The following is a 22,663-nucleotide window of genomic DNA, read 5'->3' as shown; positions in this document are numbered from 1 at the left end:
ATGAAGTCAAAGTACGACTTCACTGTCAGGCCCTCCAGCGCTTGTCGGGGCTGAACAAGGCACTTACACTTTTCCTAGTAATTCATCAACTTCGCTTTTTCGAGGAAGTTAGCAAGGATTTTGGCCATTTCGTTACGTTGTGTGTTGCCTGCAGGTCCGAACTTGTCTTTTGCTTTTCCGTTCATGATGCCTGCCTGGTACACTGCTTCTACGTCTGCTTTGGCCCAGTTGCCGATTGATCCAGCATCTGTGAAGTTTTTAAGTGTCTTCGTTTTATCCAATTTGGATAGATCGTAGTTGATGAAATCGAGTTTCATCGCGCGTCCGATCATTGCTGCAGCTTCTGTACGGGTGATCTTTTCGCCAGGAGCAAATGTTCCGTTGCCTTTGCCCTGGATGATGCCGTATTCGATTGCTGCCATCAATGCGTTGTTGTCGTTGAACCATTCATTGCCTTTTACGTCTTTGAAGCGGCCGTCGTATTTCTCGCCAGGCAGTCCAAGCGCACGTACAAGCAATGCAGTGAATTCTGCACGAGTCAGCTGCTGTGTGCTGCCGAATGTTCCGTCGCCCTTACCTTTGATGATGTACTTGGATGCAAGAGCTTCGATGTACTGCTCAGCCCAGTCTTTGCCATTATTTACGTCAGTGAAAGTCACATCATTTTCAACAATTGTATAGGTTGAGTTAGTCAATGACTTGATCGTTGCCTTATTCCCATCGAATAATGTAGGAACTGCACTGAATGTATCATCTTCGTTCAGTTTTACAGCGACTGCTTTGGAAGCGTTGAAGTTTGAATCACCAAGGATTTCGCGTTCCACATAGGTGCTGAATTCCTTGATTTCTTCTTTCTTGCTTCCGGCTGCTGCTTCAACTGTAAAGTCGATGATCGCAGATTTAATGTTCAGCTTATTTTTAGCGTCTGGCTTCACCACGTTCACGGAAACAGTAATCTGGACGTCGCTTGCAGACACGCCAAGCTTTTTAGCAAGATCCGCAACATTTACTTCTGAAACAGGAAGAGTATAGCTAGCATCTTCTGTAACAATTTCAACTGTTGCCTGCTTGTTTTTCTTTGCAGCTTCAGTAAATAAGCTTGCAGGAAGCTGTGCTTTTACTTTTTCGCCAGCTGCCGGCTTTTCAAGCTTAACAGCTACGTTTGACTTTTCAGCTGTAATCGCATTGACGATTTCAGCTACTTTATTTGTTGCTACCTTCGTGATGACTTCAATCATGCCTGAAGGGTTCTTTTCCTTCACGACTTCTGCTGCATGTTCAGGAAGCTCGATTGTGTGAGGCTTCTCAGCTGGTTTGCCTGGGTCAGCAGGCTTGCCAGGGTCTGTTGGCTGTCCTGGATTGGAACCACCATTGTCAGCAGGAGCGTCTGTCGCTTTTCGATCCAGCTTGATTACTACTGTAGTCAATGGGTCGATTGTCAGAGTGTCGTTTGTTAATTTGAATCCAGATCTTTCAGCTACAGGCTTCGCACCAGCTTCGTCACTGTCAACAAGTACCTTGCCTCCAGTGAAGTTGTAATCGCCAAGCGTCAATGTACGTGCCTGTGTATCTGCGTTCACGAATACATAGTAGTTGCCGGTGTTGTCAGTCGATACGTTTTCGTATGCGATGACAAGGTCTGTATCCTGAATTTCAGGGATATCAAGCAATGTTACGTTTTGGTCAACTAATTCCATTTCGCCAAGGCGGAAAGCGTTCGTTGACTTTCTCAATTCAATCAAACCTTTTGTGAAGGCTTGGGTTGTTGTGTTTACTTCGTATTCGTCTTTGTTTGTTGCTTTTTCCCAGTCGAACATGTTGATTGCATCGGATGAATCATAAGAGTCATGGACGAAGTATCCGAATGATTTTCCTTGTGCATCCTTCAGCTCGTGGTACTTTTGCTCAGGAACTCCATCGGCTTTCCACTGCTTCGTTCTGCCATATTCCTGGCCAGCGTGAAGGAATGCTGTTCCCTGTGATGTTAAAATAATCGAGTTTCCAATGCGGATACGCTTATGGATTTCCAACTCATTTTCCGGTACTGCTGGATCCTTCTTGATTGATTGTGCAATAACATCGTGAAGCGGCAGGTTATCATGCGCTGCGATGTACTGGACCATATCGCCTGGATCGTCGTCAGCGGTATTGCTTGGCTGACCTTTGATGTTGTTGAAGATTGTGTTGATGTCTCTTGCTCCGCCTGTGATGAAACGAGGTTCACCTTCAGAACCGAAGCCTGATTTCAATTCGTTACGGATTTCGTCAGAGAATACGCCAACGTCATCTGTCTTGTCCATCCAATCCTGGTCAGCACCCATGCCAGCTAGTTCTGGCTCAGCGATGTGGCCTGCGAATGTTCTCCAGCCTTCGCCGATGAACAATGCATTAGGATTTACTGCTGCTGCTGCGTCATATGCATTTTGAACAGATGGATAGGTGGCGTCACCCATCATATCGAAGCGCATGCCGTCAATCTTATACTCTTCGAACCAGTATTTCACTGAATCTACCATCAGCTTTTCAGCCATTGTATGGCTTGTTGCCAGGTTGTTTCCGAAGCCGCCAAGGAAGTTGCCTTGAGCGTCCTGGAACGCATAGTAATCAGGAACGATATCATTCAGCTGGCTAGCTTTTGCCATATGAGTGTACACAACGTCAAGGACAACACCCATTCCAGCATCATGAATTGCATCAATCATTTCTTTCAGTTCTTTTACGCGTTGTTCAGGGTTTGTTGGGTCAAGTGAGTAAGCTCCATCCGGCGAGAAGTAGCTGTGTGGGTCATAGCCCCAGTTGTACTCGTTTTTGCCAGCAGAGTATTCAAGCTCTCTTTGGCCCATCTTTGTTTCGTCACCATAATACCAAGCCATTACAGGAAGCAATTGGACGTGTGTTACGCCGAGAGACTTAATGTAATCAAGCTTGTCTTCGAACGCTTTGTAAGAGCCCCATCTTGCGTTCAAGTCGCCTTCGATCGAAGGGTCTGAAGTGAAGTCACGTACATGAACCTCGTAGATGACTGCATCTTCGCGCTTTTCATAGCCATCGATTTTCGCGTGGCTGAATCCTTCAGGATCTGTATCGCTAAGGTCAACGATTGCTGCCTTGCCGACAGTGTCGCCGTCTGGACCAGCTTCTCCTTCGGTATTAACTGTGAAAGCTGCCATTGACTTTGCATAAGGATCAAGAACCTGACGAGTCACTCCGTCATTTGTTACATCATACTGGTAAAAATAACCCTCAAGATCAGTTGCGTTTAGGTCTTCAGGAGCGATGTCAACAGACCAGACTCCTTTGTCACCCTTCTCCAAATCGATGCTGCCGATTTTTTCAGCTGCATTGTCTTTATCGAAGAAGTTTGCGACAACCTTGCTTGCTTTTGGAGCCCAAAGCTTCAATGTTGCTCCGCCGTTGTTGTAGGTAGCACCAAGGTCATTTCCGTCATAAGCATACATATCATCAAGCATTCTCCAGCCAGAAGCAGCTGAAACGGTTCTGCCTGCATATGTTACGGATAATGGAAGCTTGTCTAAAGCGAATTGTGCTGTAACTTTTACAGAAGTAGCGCCTGTGATTTCGACGCTGTCGATTGTTACTACAGTACCGTCTGCGTCTTTGATTTCAAGAGCATCTTTTAGAGCATCAGGTGTCAGGCCGTCTGTTAGCGTGAAGCCCAATAGAATTGTTTTTTCATTGAGAACTTCTGCAGATACAAGTCCTGTTGCCTGCTCCCAGTATGGAGAAACGTAGACATTGTCATCGCCTTGTTTTACCCATACGTGGTTGTATTTGTCCAGGAGGTTGAAATTCTTATCCCCGCCGTCCTTTTCTTGTGTTGCTTTGTTTAGGGTAATCATCCCGATTTCTTTTGCATCTTCTTTCAGCTCAATATCGACATACGCACCATAACGGTCTGTATTTTCGAAGCTTGGAGCGTCTGCTGTCCAGTTTGTAGGAGCAGATGTAACATCTCCCCAGAACCAAAGCCCGAAGTTTTCGTAGTCAGCGTTGTCACGTACATAGTGAACGCGGACTGTGTTTTCAGGAAGGTTGACTGGCTCGTATTTATAAACTTTGTCATCGCCTTGCTTGATGAAAATCTCGTTGATTTCTGGTGATGTGACTGTAAAGCCTTTGTCTCCGCCGTCTTTACCAGCATCACCCTTTGTTACATCCATTACCAGGAAACCGATGTTTTTGGCGCCTTCTTTTAACTCTACGTCAATGTATGCGCCATAGCTGTCTGTTTTTTCGAACATTGTAGCACCCATTGGCCAGTTGGCAGAAGGGGAGGCTACGTCATTCCACAGCCATGCACCGAAGTTTTCATAATTGTTGTCGTCACGCTTGTAGTGGATTCGAACATGATTTTCAGGAATTGGATCAACAGTACCATTTCCGCCGCCATCTTCAGTACCAGCCGATACAGCAGCCGTAATCGCACCGCCTTCAACTGTAAGTAAAACAGTACCGCCATCAGCTTTGGCAGGGATTGTTAAAACGACTTCTCCCGCTTCTGAAGCAGTGTAAGTTTGGCCTGAATAGTGGTCTGTAACGACCGCATCTGCATCAACTGTCAATTTCACTTCTTTTGCTGTGTCAGAAACGTTCAAGCCGACATATGCAGCTTCATTTCCATAAGTTCTGGCAAAAACCATGAACTTATCAGCGTCTGTTCCGCCGATTGTCGCACGTTCACCTTTAGCGAAAACTTCAGAGTTATCACTGCGGAAGTTCAGGATTTTTTTATAGTGTGCAAGAATGTCATTGCCTTCTACCTGATCCCAGGCGAGGTCATAACGGTTATCGTATTGCGGATAGTTATTCGCTCCTGTTTGTCCAAGTTCTTCGCCGTAGTAAATGACAGGCTGGCCTTTTGCTGTTGCCTGCAGGGAGGCAGCAATCTTCAGCTTGCCTTCGTCATTGCCCACAGCATGAAGGAATCCATCTTCATCATGGCTGCCAAGGAACTGGCCAAGTGTAGCAGTGTTGTCAATTTGCCCATTGCGGGAAATCAAGGCATCGTTGGCTGCTTTTAGCTTGCCGTTTACGAAATCATGAGCAATGCCTTTGAATCCGAAATCTAGCAGGGAGTCCATCATACCTGATTCAAGGTAGCCAGAGTCATTTCCAGCGCTTGCTCCCCAAGTTTCGCCGATCATTTTGTGTTCCGGCATTTTTTCGGTGATCGCGTTCTTGAACGCCATCCATGTTGCATCTTCAACGTGCTTTACAGTGTCCACGCGGAAGTAGTCGATAGTATTTCCTTTAGCTGTTTTGGATTTTTCGATCCAGTCAGTCTGCCACTGGATGATCGCGTTGCGTACTGCAGGGTCTTCTGTCTTCAAGTCAGGAAGGCCAGATAGTTCGCCAACGACTGTATCCTCGCCAACGTTCTCTCCCTGGCGAAGCAAGTCGCTGAATATTGCGCGATCTTCATCTGTCGGGAATCCGGCAGGAGGATTAGCCACTTGGCCATCAATATCCTTCAGACCATAACCAGTATGGTTCAATACTACGTCCACCATAATTTTAATGCCGCGCTCGTGAGCTGCGTCAATCAGGTTATGGAAGTCTTGCATTGAACCGAAGTGCGGGTTCAATTGACCAAAGTTACTAGCCCAATATCCGTGGTAAGCGTAGTAAGAGTGGCCTTCAGGTTCATTGTAGCGTACATCATGCTTGGTGTTTTCCACGATCGGGCTGATCCAGATGGTGTTTACACCCAGGTCATCAAGATAATCTAATTTTTGCGTGATTCCTTTAAAGTCACCGCCCTGGTATGTACCGCGGTCATTTTTAGCATCGTAGTTCAGGTTGTAAGGATCGTTGTTCGTGTCATCACCGTCAAAGAAACGGTCAGTCAGCATGAAGTAAATGATCGACTCATCCCAGTCGAAGTCATTTTCGCCGACAGCTTGTCTTGTTTTAACTTCTACATTAGCTGAACCGTTGTAGTAGTTTCCGAAAGAATCTACAACAGTTAGTGGAATTTCTTTTGTTCCTGCTGTTACATTGTCATCCACTGCAATGGTGATTGTATTTAAGGAAGGATCGATTTCCAGCTTGTCAGAACCGCCAAGGGCCGAAATATCAGCTGTGATTTTGCTGATGGATAGGCCATCAGTCATTCCTTGCACATCAACGGTTAATACAGCATTCTGGTTGTAATCAATCGCTGCTGGCTTAACTGTTCCTGAAACAGTTAATTCAGCCTTTTGGAAGACGATTTCTGAAGTCGGATTGTATGGGTCTTTAACTTCAGCTGTAGTTCCGTCTTTCATGGTTACAACGTAAGAGTAGGCAGTTGTACCATTAGGAATATTTTCATAAGTAGCTACGAATCTCTCATTCTTTGACTCATAGTTCATTGGAATGATTTTATCATTAAATTTCAATTCTACTTTTTCAATCGTGTCCATTTCATCTTTAGCAAAAAGTTCTTTGTCACGATAGTAGAAAGTAGCATTTCCTTGGTCAATTTTAGGACCAGATCCATCAGGGACGATATGCATCTGTTCAACACCACTAGTGATGAATGCCTTAGTGATGGAGTCATTTTTATTGACCGGAATGTTGCGGTCTTTATCGAATTCTTTTACCGCAGTGTCCCAATTGTCTGTGCTGCGGATCAAAAGACCAATACTGCTGGTTTCAGGTGCAACTGCAATATCAGCTGTTGCCACTCCACCTTCATATGATTGGAAATTAATCTGATCATTTTGTCTGCCAGTACCCCAGACCCAAATATTCCAGCCTTCGTACTGCTGATCTTCACGGATGTAAGTCACACGGACAGTGCGGTCAGTTGATTCCACAGCAGTGCCAGTGTCTTCTGCAAATGCTTGAGGAGCAGGCACAAATGGCAACCACAGGCTCAACAGCATGATCGCAGTCAAGAAGATCGAGAAATTACGCTTGGTGTTCTTTCTCATTAACATTTTTCCTCCCTTAATTTATTAATTATGCAGTAGAGTAGTAGATTATAAAAAATCAATCTAGTACTTTACCACTAGTGAAACCGTTTGCACAAGTGAATAAAAAAATTAGGCTTTAATAAATGCAAACGCTTGCAACAAGTTTTCCTCTCAATATTACAATAGATTCAAAGAAACTTCAATTCAATAAAGCAAAAAGAGACCTATGAAAATTTAAAAATGTGAATGAAGTGTGACTTTAACAAACTAACGCGCCAATGCGCCGGGGGTCTGACCCCCGGCGCATTGGCGCGTTTATGCTTTAGTGTAGTGCGCGGTATAGTACTACGCTTGTTTGGGCTCTTGTTGCTTTGGCGAGCGGGTTGAAGCTTCCGTCTGGGAGGCCTTTTATGAGTCCTGCTTTGGTTGCTTGATAGATTTCTTGCTTGAAGGTGGTGCTTAGCTGCTTGTCGTCTGTAAATGGTTTAGTCATTTTTGAGTTTTCATGGAGGGCATCAGGATTTTCGACTCTCAGTGCCCGCACGATCATGGCTGCCATTTCCTGGCGGGTAATGACGCGGTTCGGCTGGAATGTGCCATCGCCAAGCCCAGAGGTAATTCCATGGCGTTGAGCAGCTTCAATAAATCCGACAGCCCATGTCTGGCTTTTAGGTACATCCTTGAACGTTCCAGAGTATTCTCTGGTCGGAATGCTGAGCATTCTTGCGAGCAGCACGACAAACTGGGCGCGTGTGACTTCCTCGTTAGGTGAGAATAGGTCGGCCGTTTTGCCCTGAATGATGAACCGTGATGCAAGCTGTTCAATCTCGGGTTTAGCCCAATGATTTTTAATATCCAGGAATGTTCGATGATTCTCCAATACAGCAAAAGAGGCTAACTGCTTTGTGTGCAGAACTAATTTTCCACCGGCAATGTTTCCGCCTGCAAACTGCCACTCGCCGCCTGCCTTTCTAGCTCCGAACATAGTTTTTTCAAGGCCAGCAATTTGAACAGCTGGAAGATCTAATGTGATTGTAAGTGGCTTAACAAAAGTATTGATTGGCCTTTTAGTCACTTGGTCGACCATCTCGATTTTTGCGAGGTCAGTTAATAGGCTAGCACCTTTTGGTGGTGCCGATGTTTCCTTGCTAACAGAGATCTCGGTAAGGTGCTCAAGTCTCAAATTCGCTATATTTTCCTTTGGCATTAAAATAGACAATTCATTAAACGACACGTAGAGGTCTTTATTCTTTATTTTTAACTCATTCCAAACATCCGGAGAGAAAATGATTTTTTCTGTGTTTGATGGTAAAGTCAACTCGATTTTACCGTTGTTTTCAACCAGTTTTTCTTTGGTAACCAATAATTGACCATGATCACCCGATATCGGTGAAGTCTCAACCGGACTCGGGGCAGGTGCAGTAGGTACCGGGCTGACTGGCTGGTCTTGTGTGCCAGGTTCTGATGGCCCCGGGTTGACTGGCTGTTCTTCTCCGCCCGGCTCTGATGGATCCTGCTCGCCTGGTTCGCTAGGATACGGTGATTCAACAGGAACTTCGACTGGACTAGCCTCTGTAGTGAAAGCAATAGTTTTACCAGTTGATTCGTTCCCTGCCTGATCGACTGTCCTGATGAGCACAGAGTAGGCAGTGTCAGGAGCAAGGCCCGTCAATGTATAAGAAGGAGTTTCTTCCTTCAGCACTGTCTTTATTTTTTCATCATTAAGATAAAGATTCACCTGGGAAAAATCAGCCTCAGCAGGGTTTGTCCACGAAATTATTGCGGAAGTTTCTGTGATACTTTCTGCTCTCATTTCTGTTACTTCAGAGGGTGCAGTGGTATCAGGTAAAGCCTTTGTTTTTATCAATATACTGACACCATTAGAAAGATTGCCATGTCCGTCAACAGTTTTAATGCTAATATTGTATTCCGTGTCTGGACTCAAATCAGTCAGTGTGTATGAGTCCAGTGTCGTTTCACCTGAGAACACACCGTCCAGGTAAAGGTTTGTTTTTACAAAATCCGCATCGGCCGGCTTTGTAAAAGAAATTGTAATAGATTCTGTGGTTGTTTCGGTTGCTTGGAGGTTCATTACATCACCCGGTGGAACTTCGTCCAAAGTATTGTAATCGATTAACCCGTATCCATAAAACTCATCGCGGCCTTCAGAACCTAAATCCTCTGCATATTTTTGCAATTCGACACGAAGCTCGCTCGCCGTTTTGGATGGATTCTTTTGCTTCAATAGCGCGAGGAATCCTGCAATATGAGGGGCCGCCTGGGATGTTCCGCTCATCATTCCATAAGTTGAAATGCCTCCATTAACATATGTGCTGGCTATTCCACTGCCTGGCGCTGTGAATTCTATCTCTGCACCGGTAGAGGAAAAGCTGGATAGTGTTTTTCTTGAGTCAACTGAAGAAACGGCAATCACCGATTCGTACTTAGCAGGATAATTGACCGGACTGCCCACATTATCATTGCCTGCAGCGCCAACAAGTAAAATCCCAGCATTATATGCTCTGTCAACTGCATCCTGTAATAACTGAACGTGGCTAGACAGGCCAAGGGAGAGATTAATGATATCCATATCATTGGCAATCGCCCAATCAATCGCTTCAATGACGTTCAAAATACTTCCCTCGTCACCGTCCATGACTTTCAGTGAGTAGAGACTCGCATTGGGTGCAACACCTACAAATTCTCTGCCTTCAATCGAGGTCGGCCCGCCGATTTTCGCTCCGACAATCCCGGCAACATGTGTGCCATGGCCATGATTGTCAAAAGGGGAGGACTCGTCTTTTAGGGTTGCTGGGTCGTCCTCTACGAAGCTGACCCGCTTTACTACATTCGGCATTTCATTATGATAGGCAACACCTGAATCAATGATCGCTACTTTTACTCCCTGGCCCGTAATTCCTTGTGCCCAAGCCTTAGGAGCGTTGACAGCTTCTACATTCCACTGTCCGGGGGTTCCCAGCAATTCTACCTGTTGATCGATCTGGTGCTCGATATAGCTGATATCCGGGTCATTTTTTAAAAATGAATTGCAGAATCCAGTAATACTAGATTAATGGCTTTCAAGGATGTAAACTCATCCTTTACTTCGATCGCCTGATTCAAAACCTTTTCTCGCCCGGCTGAATTCTTGTAAACTACGACAACTTCCGATTTCTGCATTGCGGTGATCGGAGCCGACGCTAATGTAAGCGCAGGAGATACAGACGTAACCATAAGACTTACTGCAGCAAACGGAACGACAACTAAACTACGAAACCTTTTCCTTTTCATACTCTGTCCCTTCTTGTTGAATAACTTGGATGCTATTAATATCGGAGGGTTAAAGGTGGGTTTAAAGTGACAGGCACCATCTTTTTTGGGATGATGATAAAAAAATACAAGATTTCGACCGATATATTAGGTATCAAACAGGTAAGGTGAGGCAACTTATGAGAGGACTGCGAATATTAAAACCTCAATTGGCCCGAGCTATCGAAGAAGCATGCCAAATAGAAATGGATTATTTCAGTGAAGAGGGTATTAAAAAACGAACTGTGGACCCCTGGTATTTACTGATAAGGAATAAATCTTACTATTTATTTGGTTTCTGTCATTTAGAAAAAGATATTAGGTGTTTCAATCTAAAGAGGGTGCAGAATTGTGAAATTAAAAATAATCTTGTATCAGAAAAATGCATTCCTTTATCCATTATTTTTAAATTAAAAAGTCCTTCTTTGGAAGAGTTTTATGCAGATCCCAATAGATTTACAGCCTTTGCATATCCTCAGAATTTCGAATTAGATATAACACAGTTGAAAGTTCGGTTGTATAGAGAACTTAAGAAAGATAAATTACTAAAGAACAACCCGTCAGTTTCCAATAAAAAAATATCAAATGGTTACCCATGTACCATCCACCTTAGCAAAATGAAACAAAAGGGAATCTGTAGAAGTCCCTTAGAGCATAAAGTTATTCGAGATTTAAATAAAAACAATGATGTACTTGAACTTGAAGTAGAACCAATAAGAATACAGTATTTTTATAAAAGGATAAGCAGCCATTATAAACCGGATTTAATGGTAACTTATCAGGATGGTAGAAGAGAGTTAATTGAAATTAAATTATCTGGAGATATTGGAAGCCCGAAAAATCAGGCTAAGTTTAAAGCTGCCCAAGACTTTGCTGGAAAAGAGGGAATTACTTTTCGGGTTGTAGGCACATATGGAAATTCACATTCATTTAAAAATATTGCGGATTGGTCTGAAATAGAAGAGATCGAACCTGTTTATTTGGATCCGAATGACTTATCGGATTACCAACCCCATGCTTGGAATCAAGCAGTAAAGAGAAATAAAACCAACAATAATAAAGTTGGTGGAAATTTAGTTGAGGTTGAGAACATTGTTGAGACGGATAAACCTAAGAAAAACGTTGGATGTACATTCAAGGGAATCTTTCGTCATAGCAATTCTAGATTTATATATTCGGGAAGGAAAGTCTTCAGACATAGATTTATTAATTATTAAGAAACCTCCTGGAAAAATAGGGGGGTTTCCTTCACTTTGGAATCTTAATTTCAATTTCTTGTCCTCGAAATCCATACTGGAAGTTTACAGTCCAGACGCTTTTTTCTGCATTATAAGAGATGTCTCGGATAATGAGTAATTCATCGCTGCTTGTTTTTTTAGCCTCCGGGATGGCTTTTCTGACTACCTGGGATTCGGACATATTCGCGCCAGCAGGCTTGTATTCTGGCAGGAATGTGACATAGAGTGCGCCTCCCTGGCCTGGGTAGGATTCCATGATCGGTCCGTCCGCTTTGACTTCAAGCCTTTGCTCAATTTTCAACTTTTGGGCGGCCTTAGGGAAAGAGAAGTGGGTAGCGCCAAATTGCAATTCTCCCGTTGCTTTGTTGTACACACGCCCCTGTGCACTTACCGCAAGCAAACCACCTTCGGATAGTTGCATGATATGATTGCCTTCCTTGGAGGGCTGGTCGATTAATTCCTTTTCAGGGTAAAAGGTGTCAGGATCTCCTCCTTTGGGAATCATTCGGCCTCTCTGTTCAAAGACGACTTTTCTTTCCGGTAACTGTTTTATGATTTGATTTTTCTCTTCTTCTGAAAGGAAGTTGTGGCCAATGATGATTTCTCCAGTGACGGTATTTACATGGGAAGAGTGATTTCCGCTGGTATAACCTGATAATCTATGAATGCTTTTTACAGTCTCATATACCTTAGTGGTTAAATCATAGTTCTCAGTTGTTGTGTAAGGAGAATAGAAGATATGGATATACTCCGCTTTAATTTCTCCTGCATCGACTTTTGTCTGCATTTCTTCTAAGTACCTGGTCAAGCGGTCATCTGCCTTTTTGACACCAATCCAAAAGACTATCTGTTCACCGTTTTGATTGCTGTTTTCTAGAAAAACCACCATATTATCCTCTAGTCCTTTGTATCCGCCATAGATTTTTTCCAAAGCCTAGTTCCTTCGACAGATTGCAAAGTAAGTGCTTCTGCTAGTTCATCAGTCGGCTTACCAAACAAGCCGTCTTTAAAATCCTCTCGGTCCTTGAATTCTTGAAGTTTCTTATCGCGTTCCGGGGTCCCTTTGGCAGTCTGCTTCAACTTGGCAATGATGGCTCTGTTGTTGACAACCTCAATCGTTTTCCAGCCTGATTCATTCGCAGGAAGAGAATTCTGGACCTGCGTTCCCGTTGTTGTATCGAAACTATTATTAACATTATCCTTCGGTCCACATCCTGAAATGGTTATGGCGACTCCTAGCAAAGCGGCTACTACATGATGTCTCCTCATAATATCCTCTAATTATTGTTATTAACTTAGACGGGCAGAGAAGGGAGAAGTTACAAATTCATGCCTGCTTTAACACAGTAACGCACTGGGGGTCTGACCCCCGGTGCGTTACTGTGTTAAAGGGTGAGGTTTTTTTGTTCTGATGGAATGAGGTCTTGACATGCTTGGATTCAAGGGGTTTTAATCAAACGTTTGATTAAGAAAGGATAGTGGTTTGAAAATATAATTTTCATAAAGAATCTAGACTGATAATATAAATTGATAAGATAAAGACCAAAGAGTTAGGGGATTGCAGAGGAGGGGGAGTATGAAAAAAAGAGTTCGAAAGGCGATTATCCCTGCTGCTGGGCTGGGTACGCGTTTTCTGCCGGCGACAAAAGCAATGCCGAAAGAGATGCTGCCAATTGTTGATAAGCCGACAATCCAGTATATAGTGGAAGAGGCGGTCGCTTCTGGAATTGAGGATATCATCATCGTGACAGGTAAAGGCAAGCGTGCGATTGAGGATCATTTTGATTTTTCACCTGAGCTAGAAATGAATCTGGAGCAAAAAGGTAAGCTTGATTTGCTCGAAAAGGTTCGGTATCCGTCAAATCTGGCGAATATCCACTATATCAGGCAGAAAGAGCCTAAGGGTTTGGGGCATGCTGTTTGGTGTGCCAGGCATTTTATTGGTGATGAACCATTTGCGGTCCTGCTTGGGGACGATGTTGTCCAGAGTGACACACCTTGTTTGGCGCAATTAATGGAACAGTATGATAAAACGCGATCAACGATACTTGGGGTGCAGCCAGTGGAAATGAGTGAGACACACCGATATGGAATTATAGATGGGGATGAGTTGGAGGACCGGCGGTATGTTGTAGAGAATCTCGTTGAAAAACCAGCTCCAGGTACGGCACCTTCCAACATGGCGATTATGGGGCGATATATCCTTACACCTGAAATTTTCATGTTCCTAGACCAGATGGAAACCGGAGCAGGCGGTGAAATCCAGCTGACAGATGCCATCCAAAAGCTCAATCAAATCCAACGCGTCTTCGCTTATAACTTCGAAGGAAAACGGTACGATGTGGGTGAAAAAATAGGTTTCGTAAAGACCACCATTGAATTCGCTTTGAAAGACCCTAACCTTCGCTCAGATATCTTAAAATACCTGGATGTTATAGTAGAAAAAGAACGTAAAGATAAGATGAGGTGGTAATTCTGGCATTACCGCGTTAAAGGATCGGGGGTCATACCCCCGGTGAGTTAAAGTGGTAAAGTAAGTCACAAGCTGGCTGATGTCCATTGGTAGCAAGAGAGAAAATCAAAGCAATAGTGTTACTATTTCATTTTGATTTATCTAATCCTAACGAACGCCAACTCCATTTATTTCGTTAATTTAAATTAGTAATAGAAGAACTAATAATGATTGAATATTCCTTCAATATAGATTGACTAGGACTATTTTACTAATTAAAATAGAGATAGATTAAATAAACTTATGGACGGGATTAATTGTGAAAATCGAAAGTGTTGTCTTTAAAATTGAGAATCTAATGAGTAAACAACGCTACGGGGCAGCTAGAGAAGTCATTTTAAAGGAATGGAACCGGATAACTGAACCGAATCACTTTCATATGTTTAGCCAACAATCCAAGGATTTGGTCAAAGTTATTGCCAAAGAAAAAGAAACAAATGAGTTTGCTATGCTGACAAATAAGGACAAGAGGATTTTGAGTTTATTGAATGAAGCGGTTAGGGATGTAAAACTTCCTTATGCCAAGAAGATTTTCTTTGAACATAAGGAGCTAATTGATCAGGCTCATGCACAAAAATGGCTTACGTCTGATGCGCGATTTATGTGTTTTGCCTGGCAGAAGGAAGCATAAGGAAGGCAGGGAGCTTAATTCCCTGCCTTTTCTGTATTTTTAATAGTCATTTGAAATCAATCTTTTATTTCCCTTTACCACAAGAATCTGTTTCAACAATTACTGGTCCCATTGGGGTCGGAATTTGTATTTTCATTATTAAATATACCTCCTTTAGCTTGTATTATTACCTTGATACAGTTTGAAAAGTGTCGCGGATATCATGTTCATTTAATCCCCAGTCAAGCCGGTAGTCCGCAGGATCAAGCACCCTATAATGCCCCGTCAATTTGTTTTTTTTTGCAACTTAAACCCATTCCTGCTATCTAGTGTGAACCACCATACGCGGCCGCACCTGTAGGCATCCTCAAATTTGGCAATCCCATTCCTCTCACCTCTCTTTTTTTAATATCCAAAGTATTTCCTTATAGGTCAAAAGGCATAATAAGTATCGTTCATCAAATACTTAGAAAAATCGACAACAAAGTCAGACATAATACGAATGAACTGCTTCACCGCGTTAAACGGTTGGGGGTCTGACCCCCAACCGTTTAACGCGGTGAAGTTTATGGAGGGTGATTTGGATGGAGACTCTACTTTGTCTGGTACTGTTGATGGTGATTGCTGGGGGAGTTTATGTGTTGTTTGTTAAGAGGGGAGATGCTGTTAAACAGGGGGAGCAACTTGCTGCTGGGATGAATTTTGATCTTGAGAATGTGGGTCCTTTTTTGGAGGAGTTATCACAGGTTTTCAATCAAGGCTTTACGAGCGAGCAAATTGACTTTATCCAGTCTGAAATTGAGGGTATGAAGGTAGACCATGAACTTAATGAGATTGGAACCTTTCCGCTCACTTACAAAGGGGAAACCGCTGATATCAGGATTGAAGCTGAAATACATATAGAAGACGATTTAAAGGAAGTAGTTTTAACTATGTACAGTCGTCCTGAAGTGGTTCGAATAATCGATCAGGAAATGATGAGATTTATAGAGGAAAGAGGAATGTAGTCTCTATTAAATTAAGGAGATTCACCGGAATAAATCAACCGACTTAGAGAATATGCTAAAAAACGCCTAAAGCCCAAGTTGTAATTTTTTTAAAACGAAAATAATACTGCGGATTATTGGGAGAGAAGGGCTGAATCAGTATATCCGAAGAAATAATCTTGCGCGCCTGGTGATTTTCAAATAAAAGGAAGTTATCAGGCGCGTTTAATTATAGGCAAATTGTGGGTAAATAGAAATTAATATAACAATCGGGAAGAGGTGTTGATGATGAACAATGATAAAAAGCCTAATTTTTATAAACCAGAAGAATTTATTGACTTGTATCACGACGCTGTGAGTTTGGAAGATAACACGCAACACCTTTTAAACCAGGAGAGAACTAGATACACAAAAGGCGCCAACGCTGTCATCAAAAAAGTCCAACAGGAATTCCTGGAAAAAAAGAGAACAGAAGAAATTGACCTCGCATTGGAATTGAAGGATAAAGAAAGATTTATGGCTCTTACATCAGATGGATGGGAAGAGGTTCTATAAAATAAAGTGACAGGCACCATCCAATTATTGGGTGGTGCCTGTCGCTTTATTTATAGTAAACTAAGAGTACAGATTGAATTAGAGGGAGATAATTGTATGATTTTAGTTGTGGGCGGGGCTGGCTATATTGGCAGTCATCTTGTTGAGGAATTGGTTAAGTCGCACGAGGTTGTTGTATTGGATAATCTCTCAACAGGGCATGAAAGATCGGTTGATTCCCGAGCTATTTTTGTAAAAGGGGATCTGGGAAGTCAGGAGGATTTGGAGACTGTTTTTAGCAAATATCCTATTAAAGGTGTCATGCATTTTGCAGCGAACAGCCTGGTAGGAGAATCGGTTGTTGATCCGTTAAAATACTATGAAAATAATGTAGCTGCTACCCTTACGCTATTAAAAGTAATGTTGAAGTACGATGTGAAAAACTTTATTTTTTCATCGACAGCGGCAACATACGGAATTCCGGACGCAGATATGATCAGCGAGGAAAGTCCAACCGTGCCTATCAACCCTTATGGACAATCAAAGTTGATGGTGGAAAAAATCTTGGGTGATTTCGCTTCTGCCTATGATCTGCGCTTTGTTGTGCTGAGGTATTTTAACGCTGCTGGTGCAAGCTCTTCGGGGAAAATTGGTGAAATGCATGATCCTGAAACACACTTGGTTCCCATCATCCTGCAGCATTTACTTGGCCAGCGAGAGCAAATTTCCGTTTTTGGAGATGACTATGACACACCAGATGGAACCTGCATTCGTGACTATATCCATGTAACGGATCTGGCTAGTGCCCATATTGCGGCACTAGAATCCCTGCTGAGCGAAAAGATTCAAACAGCCATCTATAATTTAGGTAACGGGCATGGATATTCTGTGAAAGAAGTAATCAACACATGTGAAAAGGTGACTGGCCGCAAAGCCAATGTTGTCATGTCTGAAAGAAGAGCCGGTGACCCGGCAAGACTTGTAGCATCCTCTGAAAAAATTCAGCAGGCACTTGGATGGAAGGCAGAAAGAAATTTGGATAATATTATTGCAACCGCTTGGGAATGGCATAAAAGCAGCAATTAAAGTCGATTAATTGTTAGTAGATAAATGGCTAAAATTATAAGATGGTGTATAAGTACCAGATTTAATCCGATTAATGGATTAAATCTGGTACTTTTTTGTCGAAAAATTAAAAATCTAATTCTTTTGAAATAGTATTTTAATAAATATTTACTACTAAAGTAATATATGGTATTAATTAAATAATCGGAATCTTTATAAATTCCAGAATATTAAAGAAAGGAGTATAATTTGTAATCTACTAAACTACTTAAGGGGGAAAATAGGTGTTAAAAAAAGGTATAGTTAGTGCACTTGTAATGTCTCTTGCATTTTCTAATGCAGCTATGGCAGCAGTGCCTGAGCCGGCTGCTAAAGTAAAGACTAAAGTTCAAAAAAACCTGAATAACGCTGTTGTCGAGTTAGCTGATACTGAAAAGGTCCGTGTGATCGTAGAGCTTAAGAATCAACCGACTATTGATTTTGCTCAGCAAAAAGGCGTTAAATACAGCGAGCTTGATGAAGCGACTAAAGAAAGCCTGGAATCTGCAGCTCTTAAGCAACAGGATGAAGTTGTTTCCCAGTTGAGCGCGAAGAAACTGAATATCAACGTCCTTGAAAATTTTACAACTGTGGTGAATGGATTTAGTGCTGAAGTAGAGTATGGAAACATTAAATTTATTAAAAATCTTGAGAATGTAGCTGAAGTTTACATAGCTCATGAATACAAGCGTCCTGAAACAAAGCCTGAAATGCTTTACAGTAAGGAATTGGTAGAAGCTCAAAGGGCATGGGACGAGTATGGTTACAAAGGTGAAGGGATGGTCATCGGTGTCATCGATACTGGTATCGATCCTGAGCACAGAGACATGATTCTTTCTGAGGAAACAGAAGAAGAGCTCACAGCAGAAGAAGTCGCAGCAATTGCCAAAGAAAATGGCTTAAAAGGTAAGTATTATACAGAGAAAGTTCCATACGCATACAACTATATGGATGACAACGATACAATCCTTGACCTTGGCAAGGAAGCATCCATGCACGGTATGCACGTTTCTGGAACAGTAGGTGCAAACGGTGATGAAGAAAACGGAGGCTTGAAGGGGGTTGCTCCAGAAGCACAGATCCTTGGTTTGAAGGTTTTCGGTAATGACCCTGAAATGCCATCTACATTCAGTGATATTTATGTAAAAGCAATCGATGATGCAATCAAGCTAGGTGTTGACGTTATCAACATGAGCTTGGGTTCGACTGCAGGATTCGTATTGCCGGATGACCCTGAACAAAAGGCTGTTCAAAAAGCAGTTGAGAATGGTGTCATGATGGCGATTTCTGCCGGTAACTCAGCGCATTTTGGGAATGGTTGGGCTGCAGCAAACCCTTCACCTTCCAACCCTGATATTGGTGTTTCAGGGTCACCAGGTGTTTCCTACAATTCATTGCAGGTAGCATCTTATGAGAATAGTTATATGAATTTAGACGCTATCACGTATGCAGTGGGTGAAGATGTTGAGAAGGTGCCATTCTTATCTGCTAGCTCTGTACACCCTAACGATGTAGAAAATAAAACATTTGAAGTAGTGGCTGCCGGATTGGGAAAACCAGAAGACGTTGCTAAAGTTAATCTAATGGTAAGTATGCATTAATTCAACGTGGAGATATTGGGTTTGTAGATAAGACTAAAAATGCACAGGAGGCTGGAGCTGCTGGAGTAATCATTTATAATAATGCTGATGGTTATTTGAGCATGGCATCTGAAGCAAGCATTAAAATCCCTCAATTATTCATGTTGAAGACTGATGGAGAAAAAATGAAGGCTCTGCTAGATGCTGGAACACCAGTTACTTTAGAGTTTAAAGGAGATACAGCTAAAGCGTCCAATCCATCCGCAAATAAAATGAGTGATTTCACTTCATGGGGATTGACCCCAAATCTTGATTTTAAACCAGAAATAACAGCCCCTGGTGGACAGATCTTATCAACATTCCAGGACGACAAATACGGTATGATGAGCGGTACATCCATGGCAGCTCCTCATGTTGCCGGGGGATCTGCTTTGGTACTGGAGCGTGTGGATTCCGAATTCGGTGTAACGGGCCTTGAGAGGGTCAATCTTGCAAAAAATATCCTGATGAATACAGGTGCGCCTGTTATTGATAAAGGTACTGCCAACGGACTACTCGGTTTAAGTATTCCATATTCGCCACGACGTCAGGGTGCGGGGTTAATGCAATTGCATGCAGCCTTATCAACACCTGTGGTAGTTGCAGAAAAATCAACTGGGGAAGCAAAAGTTGCACTGCGTGAAGTTGGAGACAATGTTACTTTTACATTAAAAGCTAAGAACTACTCTAATGAGACTGTTAGCTATGATGTAGGTGTCAATGTTCAGACTGACCTTGTCCTTTTTGGAGAGATGGGTTTCCAGTTAAGTGAGCTGGAGGCACAACCGCTTGAGGGTGTTGACGTAACAATTAATGGTGAGGAAACAGCAGTGGTCGAATTGGCTGCTGGCGAAGAAAAAGAAATCACTGTAGCGATGGATTTATCTACCGCTAAAGTTTTTAATAGCGATGCAAGCGATTATGTTGATGCGGCAACCATTTTCAAGAATGGTTATTTCGTGGAAGGATATGTCACTTTAACTGATAAAGCTGACACTTACCCTCAATTGACTGTTCCTTACGTTGGTTTCAATGGTGAATGGGGCAAGGCGCCAATCGTTGATGCTGCACAGTGGGAGGTTGAGTCATTCTATGGTATGACTGGCCTATTGGATGAAAACTATAATTTCCTTGGCTACGACGTTTTTAATGGAGATATTAAAAAGGAATTTATGGCATTCTCTCCAAATGGAGATGGTTCACAGGATAAGGTAATTCCGTTGGTATCTTTCCTGAGGAATGCTAAGAAAGTTGAATTTAACGTCCTTGATAAGGATGGCAACAAAATCCGTACGCTCCGTACTGAGAACAATGTAAGGAAGAACTACTATGACGGCGGAAGAAGCGCTAATTACTCCCTGAACCCTGCAAGAGCATGGGATGGCGTCGCTGATCTTAAAAATGTTGCAGAAGGAGATTACTTCATCGAAGTCAGAGCCGTAGTAGACTACCCAGGTGCTGAGTGGCAGTCTTACACGTACCCTGTAAAAGTTGACGTTACTGCTCCAACAGTTGAAGCAGAATACGATGCTGAAACGAAAAAATTAACACTGACAAATACAGCTGACAATGAAAATGGAAGCGGCTTGGCATATGTGGATGTTCTTGTTGATGGTGAGTCAGTATTGGATGCTCCATTAAGCGGTGACGGAACATATGACCTTGGTTCAATTCCTGAAACATCGTATGTTGACGTGGTAGCTGTGGACTATGCAGGAAACATTACAGTTGTTAATGCACAGGATGCAGTAGATGCAGAAATTCCGGATGTACACGTTTTAACTCCAGATGCTTTTGGAACCATCAACACGAAAGAAACAGTTGTTTCTGGATGGGTTGCTGACAATTCTGGAATCCATGATCTGAAGGTTGCTGGACAAGCTGCAGATCTGGTTTACAACGCAGCGGAGAAACGTTATGACTTCTCAACTAAACTGACTTTTGATACTGATGGAGTCAAGAAGTTCGATGTCACAGCGGTTGATGGAAAGAATAACGAAATTTCCTTCCAACGCACCTTGTTTGTAGATTCAACTGCTCCAACTTTGAAGGTCAAAGGCGTTTCTAAGACAGTTGGACCTGAAGTTGATAATGTTTCCGTCACACTTCAGGTGGAAGATAACTTTGATGAAATTCGTGCCTATGTAAATGGCAACGAGGTATTCTTTAATGAGTTTGTTGAACCATATGAAATGCGTGGATTCAATAAAACAATCAATGTCGACCTTGCCTTAATAGATGGAGATAATCATTTCGTTTTTGAAGTCACTGATTTAGCTGGTAATAAGGTAACCGAGAAAGTGACTATAAAGAAATTAGTAAAGGATGAAAATCCAGGGGGAAGTGATCCGGTACCTGGTCCTACTCCGAATCCAAGTCCAAGTCCATCGCCTGCACCTTCTCCATCACCTAGCAGTGACTTAGGGGAAGTCGCAGTAGATACTTCTAAAGGAGAAGCGACAGTCGCTGTTGATGAGCAGAAGTTTGCCGCAGCACTTAATGGTTCTTCTGATAAAAATGTAACTTTAGATTTCTCTTCAGTATCAGATAAGGTATCTACGGTTAATGCAAAGCTTCCTGCTGACTCCGTTGCTAAAGCAGCAGAGAGCAAGAAGAGCTTGACTCTTAAGACAGGCAGCGAGTCTGTAGACGTACCTGCGGCAGTTTTAGCTGATCTTGCTAAAGAGAAAGGCAATGTTGTATTCACAATCGGTAAACCGGCTGTTAAAGCATCTGCTGCACAGGCTCTTGCAGAAGTGAACTTGTATGTAGTGGTGGAGAAGGACGGTACGAAAACTGCTTATACGAAGTTTGATAAGCCAGTTGCAGTTTCGGTGTCTCTAGCAGGCAAAAAGCTCACTGATAAGCGAAAGGTTGCTGCATACGCTGTAGCTGGCAATAAGTCAGACTACGAAGGCGGTAAAGTAACTGGAGATACATTCACATTCAAGACGCACCAAACTGGCAAGTTTGCAGTCTATGAAAACAGCAAGACATTCAAGGATGTGAAAACTCACTGGGCTAAAGATGAGATTGAAGTCTTGGCTTCACGCGAGATCATCAAAGGTAAAACGGATGAGCTATTCGCTCACGGCGAAAGCGTCACTCGTGCCCAATTCGCGGTTCTGGTAGCTCGCGCATTGAACCTGCAGACTGCTGAATACCAGGGAACATTCAAGGATGTACCTGCTGGATTAAGCTGGGCAGCACTTGAAATCGAAGCAGCGAACCGTGCTGGAATCATATCTGGAATGGGCAATGGCAAATTTGCTCCAAATGAGAAGATTACACGCGAACAAATGGCTGCAATGGTAATCAGAGCGATCCAGTACAAGGACGCAAGCCTGCTTGAAGGCGTAAAAGCACCAGCTTCGTTCAAGGATAATAAAAAGATCAGCAGTTTTGCGAAAGACTACGTAGCCCAAGCAGCAGCACTTAAGCTAGTAAACGGCTACGCAGATCAAATATTCGCACCAAAAGCCGACACAACACGTGCACAATCAGCGGTCATCCTTTACCGCCTGCTTGACGCACTAGGCGAAATCAAATAATTTCTGCTTCACCGCACCACCGCACTGGGGGTCAGACCCCCGGAACTGTAAAGTGATAAAGTGAAAAGGACAGGCACCCTCCGAAATCGGATGGTGCCTGTTTAAATTTAGTGTACAGCGTTAAAGTAGTGGGGGTCAGACCCCCGACACGTTAACAGGATAAAGTGAACAAGGTTATATCATTAATTCCTCTGAAACGTCTCTCCGAAATAGTACGTCTATGTATTGTATAGAAGTGAGTCCTAACTTTATACCGGCCCGGTCAATTAACAAGAGAGAG

Annotated in this window: 13 protein-coding genes; 8 read left to right on the top strand and 5 right to left on the bottom strand. The window is 42.8% G+C overall.

The window, feature by feature from the left end; all coding sequences use genetic code 11:
* Positions 1-74 precede the first annotated feature (74 nt).
* From FOF60_RS22160 to FOF60_RS22150, 3 genes are all read right to left on the bottom strand, one after another.
* Positions 75-6,938 carry a pullulanase gene (locus FOF60_RS22160; protein ID WP_413632782.1) on the bottom strand — a complete coding sequence of 2,288 codons (6,864 nt, stop codon included), beginning with the start codon at positions 6,936-6,938 and terminating at the stop codon, positions 75-77.
* Positions 6,939-7,242: 304 nt separating this feature from the next.
* On the bottom strand, positions 7,243-9,903 hold the full coding sequence (locus FOF60_RS22155) for a S8 family serine peptidase (RefSeq protein WP_192471037.1): 2,661 nt from the start codon (positions 9,901-9,903) through the stop codon (positions 7,243-7,245).
* 53 nt (positions 9,904-9,956) lie between these two features.
* On the bottom strand, positions 9,957-10,211 hold the full coding sequence (locus FOF60_RS22150) for a hypothetical protein (RefSeq protein WP_192471038.1): 255 nt from the start codon (positions 10,209-10,211) through the stop codon (positions 9,957-9,959).
* Between the two features lie 158 nt (positions 10,212-10,369).
* On the opposite strand from FOF60_RS22150, the gene FOF60_RS22145 reads away from it, so the two are divergent.
* Positions 10,370-11,446: a WYL domain-containing protein gene (locus tag FOF60_RS22145; protein WP_192471039.1), complete on the top strand. Its 1,077-nt coding sequence runs from the start codon at positions 10,370-10,372 to the stop codon at positions 11,444-11,446.
* 31 nt (positions 11,447-11,477) lie between these two features.
* Here FOF60_RS22145 and FOF60_RS22140 read toward each other — a convergent pair whose 3' ends face one another.
* Together FOF60_RS22140 and FOF60_RS22135 are read right to left on the bottom strand one after the other, a co-directional pair.
* A complete protein-coding gene (locus FOF60_RS22140; protein WP_192471040.1) occupies positions 11,478-12,398 on the bottom strand; it encodes a hypothetical protein in 921 nt (306 codons plus the stop codon).
* Positions 12,365-12,736 (bottom strand): hypothetical protein, encoded by a 372-nt coding sequence (locus tag FOF60_RS22135; protein ID WP_192471041.1) that lies wholly within the window; start codon positions 12,734-12,736, stop codon positions 12,365-12,367. Before FOF60_RS22135 ends, FOF60_RS22140 begins: the two co-directional genes overlap by 34 nt.
* A 307-nt stretch (positions 12,737-13,043) precedes the next feature.
* Between FOF60_RS22135 and galU the strand changes: the two genes are divergently transcribed.
* The 7 genes from galU to FOF60_RS22100 all read left to right on the top strand — a co-directional run bounded on the left by galU (position 13,044) and on the right by FOF60_RS22100 (position 22,383).
* On the top strand, positions 13,044-13,940 hold the full coding sequence (galU, locus tag FOF60_RS22130) for a UTP--glucose-1-phosphate uridylyltransferase GalU (protein WP_192471042.1): 897 nt from the start codon (positions 13,044-13,046) through the stop codon (positions 13,938-13,940).
* Positions 13,941-14,238: 298 nt separating this feature from the next.
* Positions 14,239-14,610, top strand: a complete 372-nt coding sequence (locus FOF60_RS22125) for a hypothetical protein (RefSeq protein ID WP_192471043.1) — start codon at positions 14,239-14,241, stop codon at positions 14,608-14,610.
* Positions 14,611-15,173: 563 nt separating this feature from the next.
* The gene (locus FOF60_RS22120; protein WP_192471044.1) at positions 15,174-15,596 is read left to right on the top strand and encodes a hypothetical protein; all 423 of its coding nucleotides are present in this window, start codon (positions 15,174-15,176) and stop codon (positions 15,594-15,596) included.
* A gap of 264 nt (positions 15,597-15,860) precedes the next feature.
* Positions 15,861-16,130 (top strand): IDEAL domain-containing protein, encoded by a 270-nt coding sequence (locus FOF60_RS22115; RefSeq protein ID WP_192471045.1) that lies wholly within the window; start codon positions 15,861-15,863, stop codon positions 16,128-16,130.
* A gap of 96 nt (positions 16,131-16,226) precedes the next feature.
* Positions 16,227-17,195, top strand: coding sequence for a UDP-glucose 4-epimerase GalE (gene galE / locus FOF60_RS22110; protein ID WP_192471046.1), 969 nt, complete (start codon positions 16,227-16,229; stop codon positions 17,193-17,195).
* A 263-nt stretch (positions 17,196-17,458) separates the two neighbouring features.
* On the top strand, positions 17,459-18,814 hold the full coding sequence (locus FOF60_RS22105; protein WP_192471047.1) for a S8 family serine peptidase: 1,356 nt from the start codon (positions 17,459-17,461) through the stop codon (positions 18,812-18,814).
* Positions 18,814-22,383 carry an S-layer homology domain-containing protein gene (locus FOF60_RS22100; protein ID WP_319801593.1) on the top strand — a complete coding sequence of 1,190 codons (3,570 nt, stop codon included), beginning with the start codon at positions 18,814-18,816 and terminating at the stop codon, positions 22,381-22,383. The genes FOF60_RS22105 and FOF60_RS22100 overlap by 1 nt, the downstream gene beginning before the upstream one ends.
* Positions 22,384-22,663: the final 280 nt, after the last annotated feature.

The organism is Mesobacillus jeotgali, assembly GCF_014856545.2.
GTDB lineage: Bacteria > Bacillota > Bacilli > Bacillales > Cytobacillaceae > Mesobacillus.
This window is presented reverse-complemented; position numbering and strand designations above follow the sequence as displayed.

Bases quoted from the DNA above. Each gene is read 5' to 3' on its own strand.
- FOF60_RS22160 (WP_413632782.1), bottom strand. From the start codon at position 6,938: ATGAGAAAGAACACCAAGCGTAATTTCTCGATCTTCTTGACTGCGATC.
- FOF60_RS22150 (WP_192471038.1), bottom strand. From the start codon at position 10,211: ATGAAAAGGAAAAGGTTTCGTAGTTTAGTTGTCGTTCCGTTTGCTGCA.
- FOF60_RS22145 (WP_192471039.1), top strand. From the start codon at position 10,370: ATGAGAGGACTGCGAATATTAAAACCTCAATTGGCCCGAGCTATCGAA.
- FOF60_RS22135 (WP_192471041.1), bottom strand. From the start codon at position 12,736: ATGAGGAGACATCATGTAGTAGCCGCTTTGCTAGGAGTCGCCATAACC.
- galU (WP_192471042.1), top strand. From the start codon at position 13,044: ATGAAAAAAAGAGTTCGAAAGGCGATTATCCCTGCTGCTGGGCTGGGT.
- FOF60_RS22120 (WP_192471044.1), top strand. From the start codon at position 15,174: ATGGAGACTCTACTTTGTCTGGTACTGTTGATGGTGATTGCTGGGGGA.
- FOF60_RS22115 (WP_192471045.1), top strand. From the start codon at position 15,861: ATGATGAACAATGATAAAAAGCCTAATTTTTATAAACCAGAAGAATTT.
- galE (WP_192471046.1), top strand. From the start codon at position 16,227: ATGATTTTAGTTGTGGGCGGGGCTGGCTATATTGGCAGTCATCTTGTT.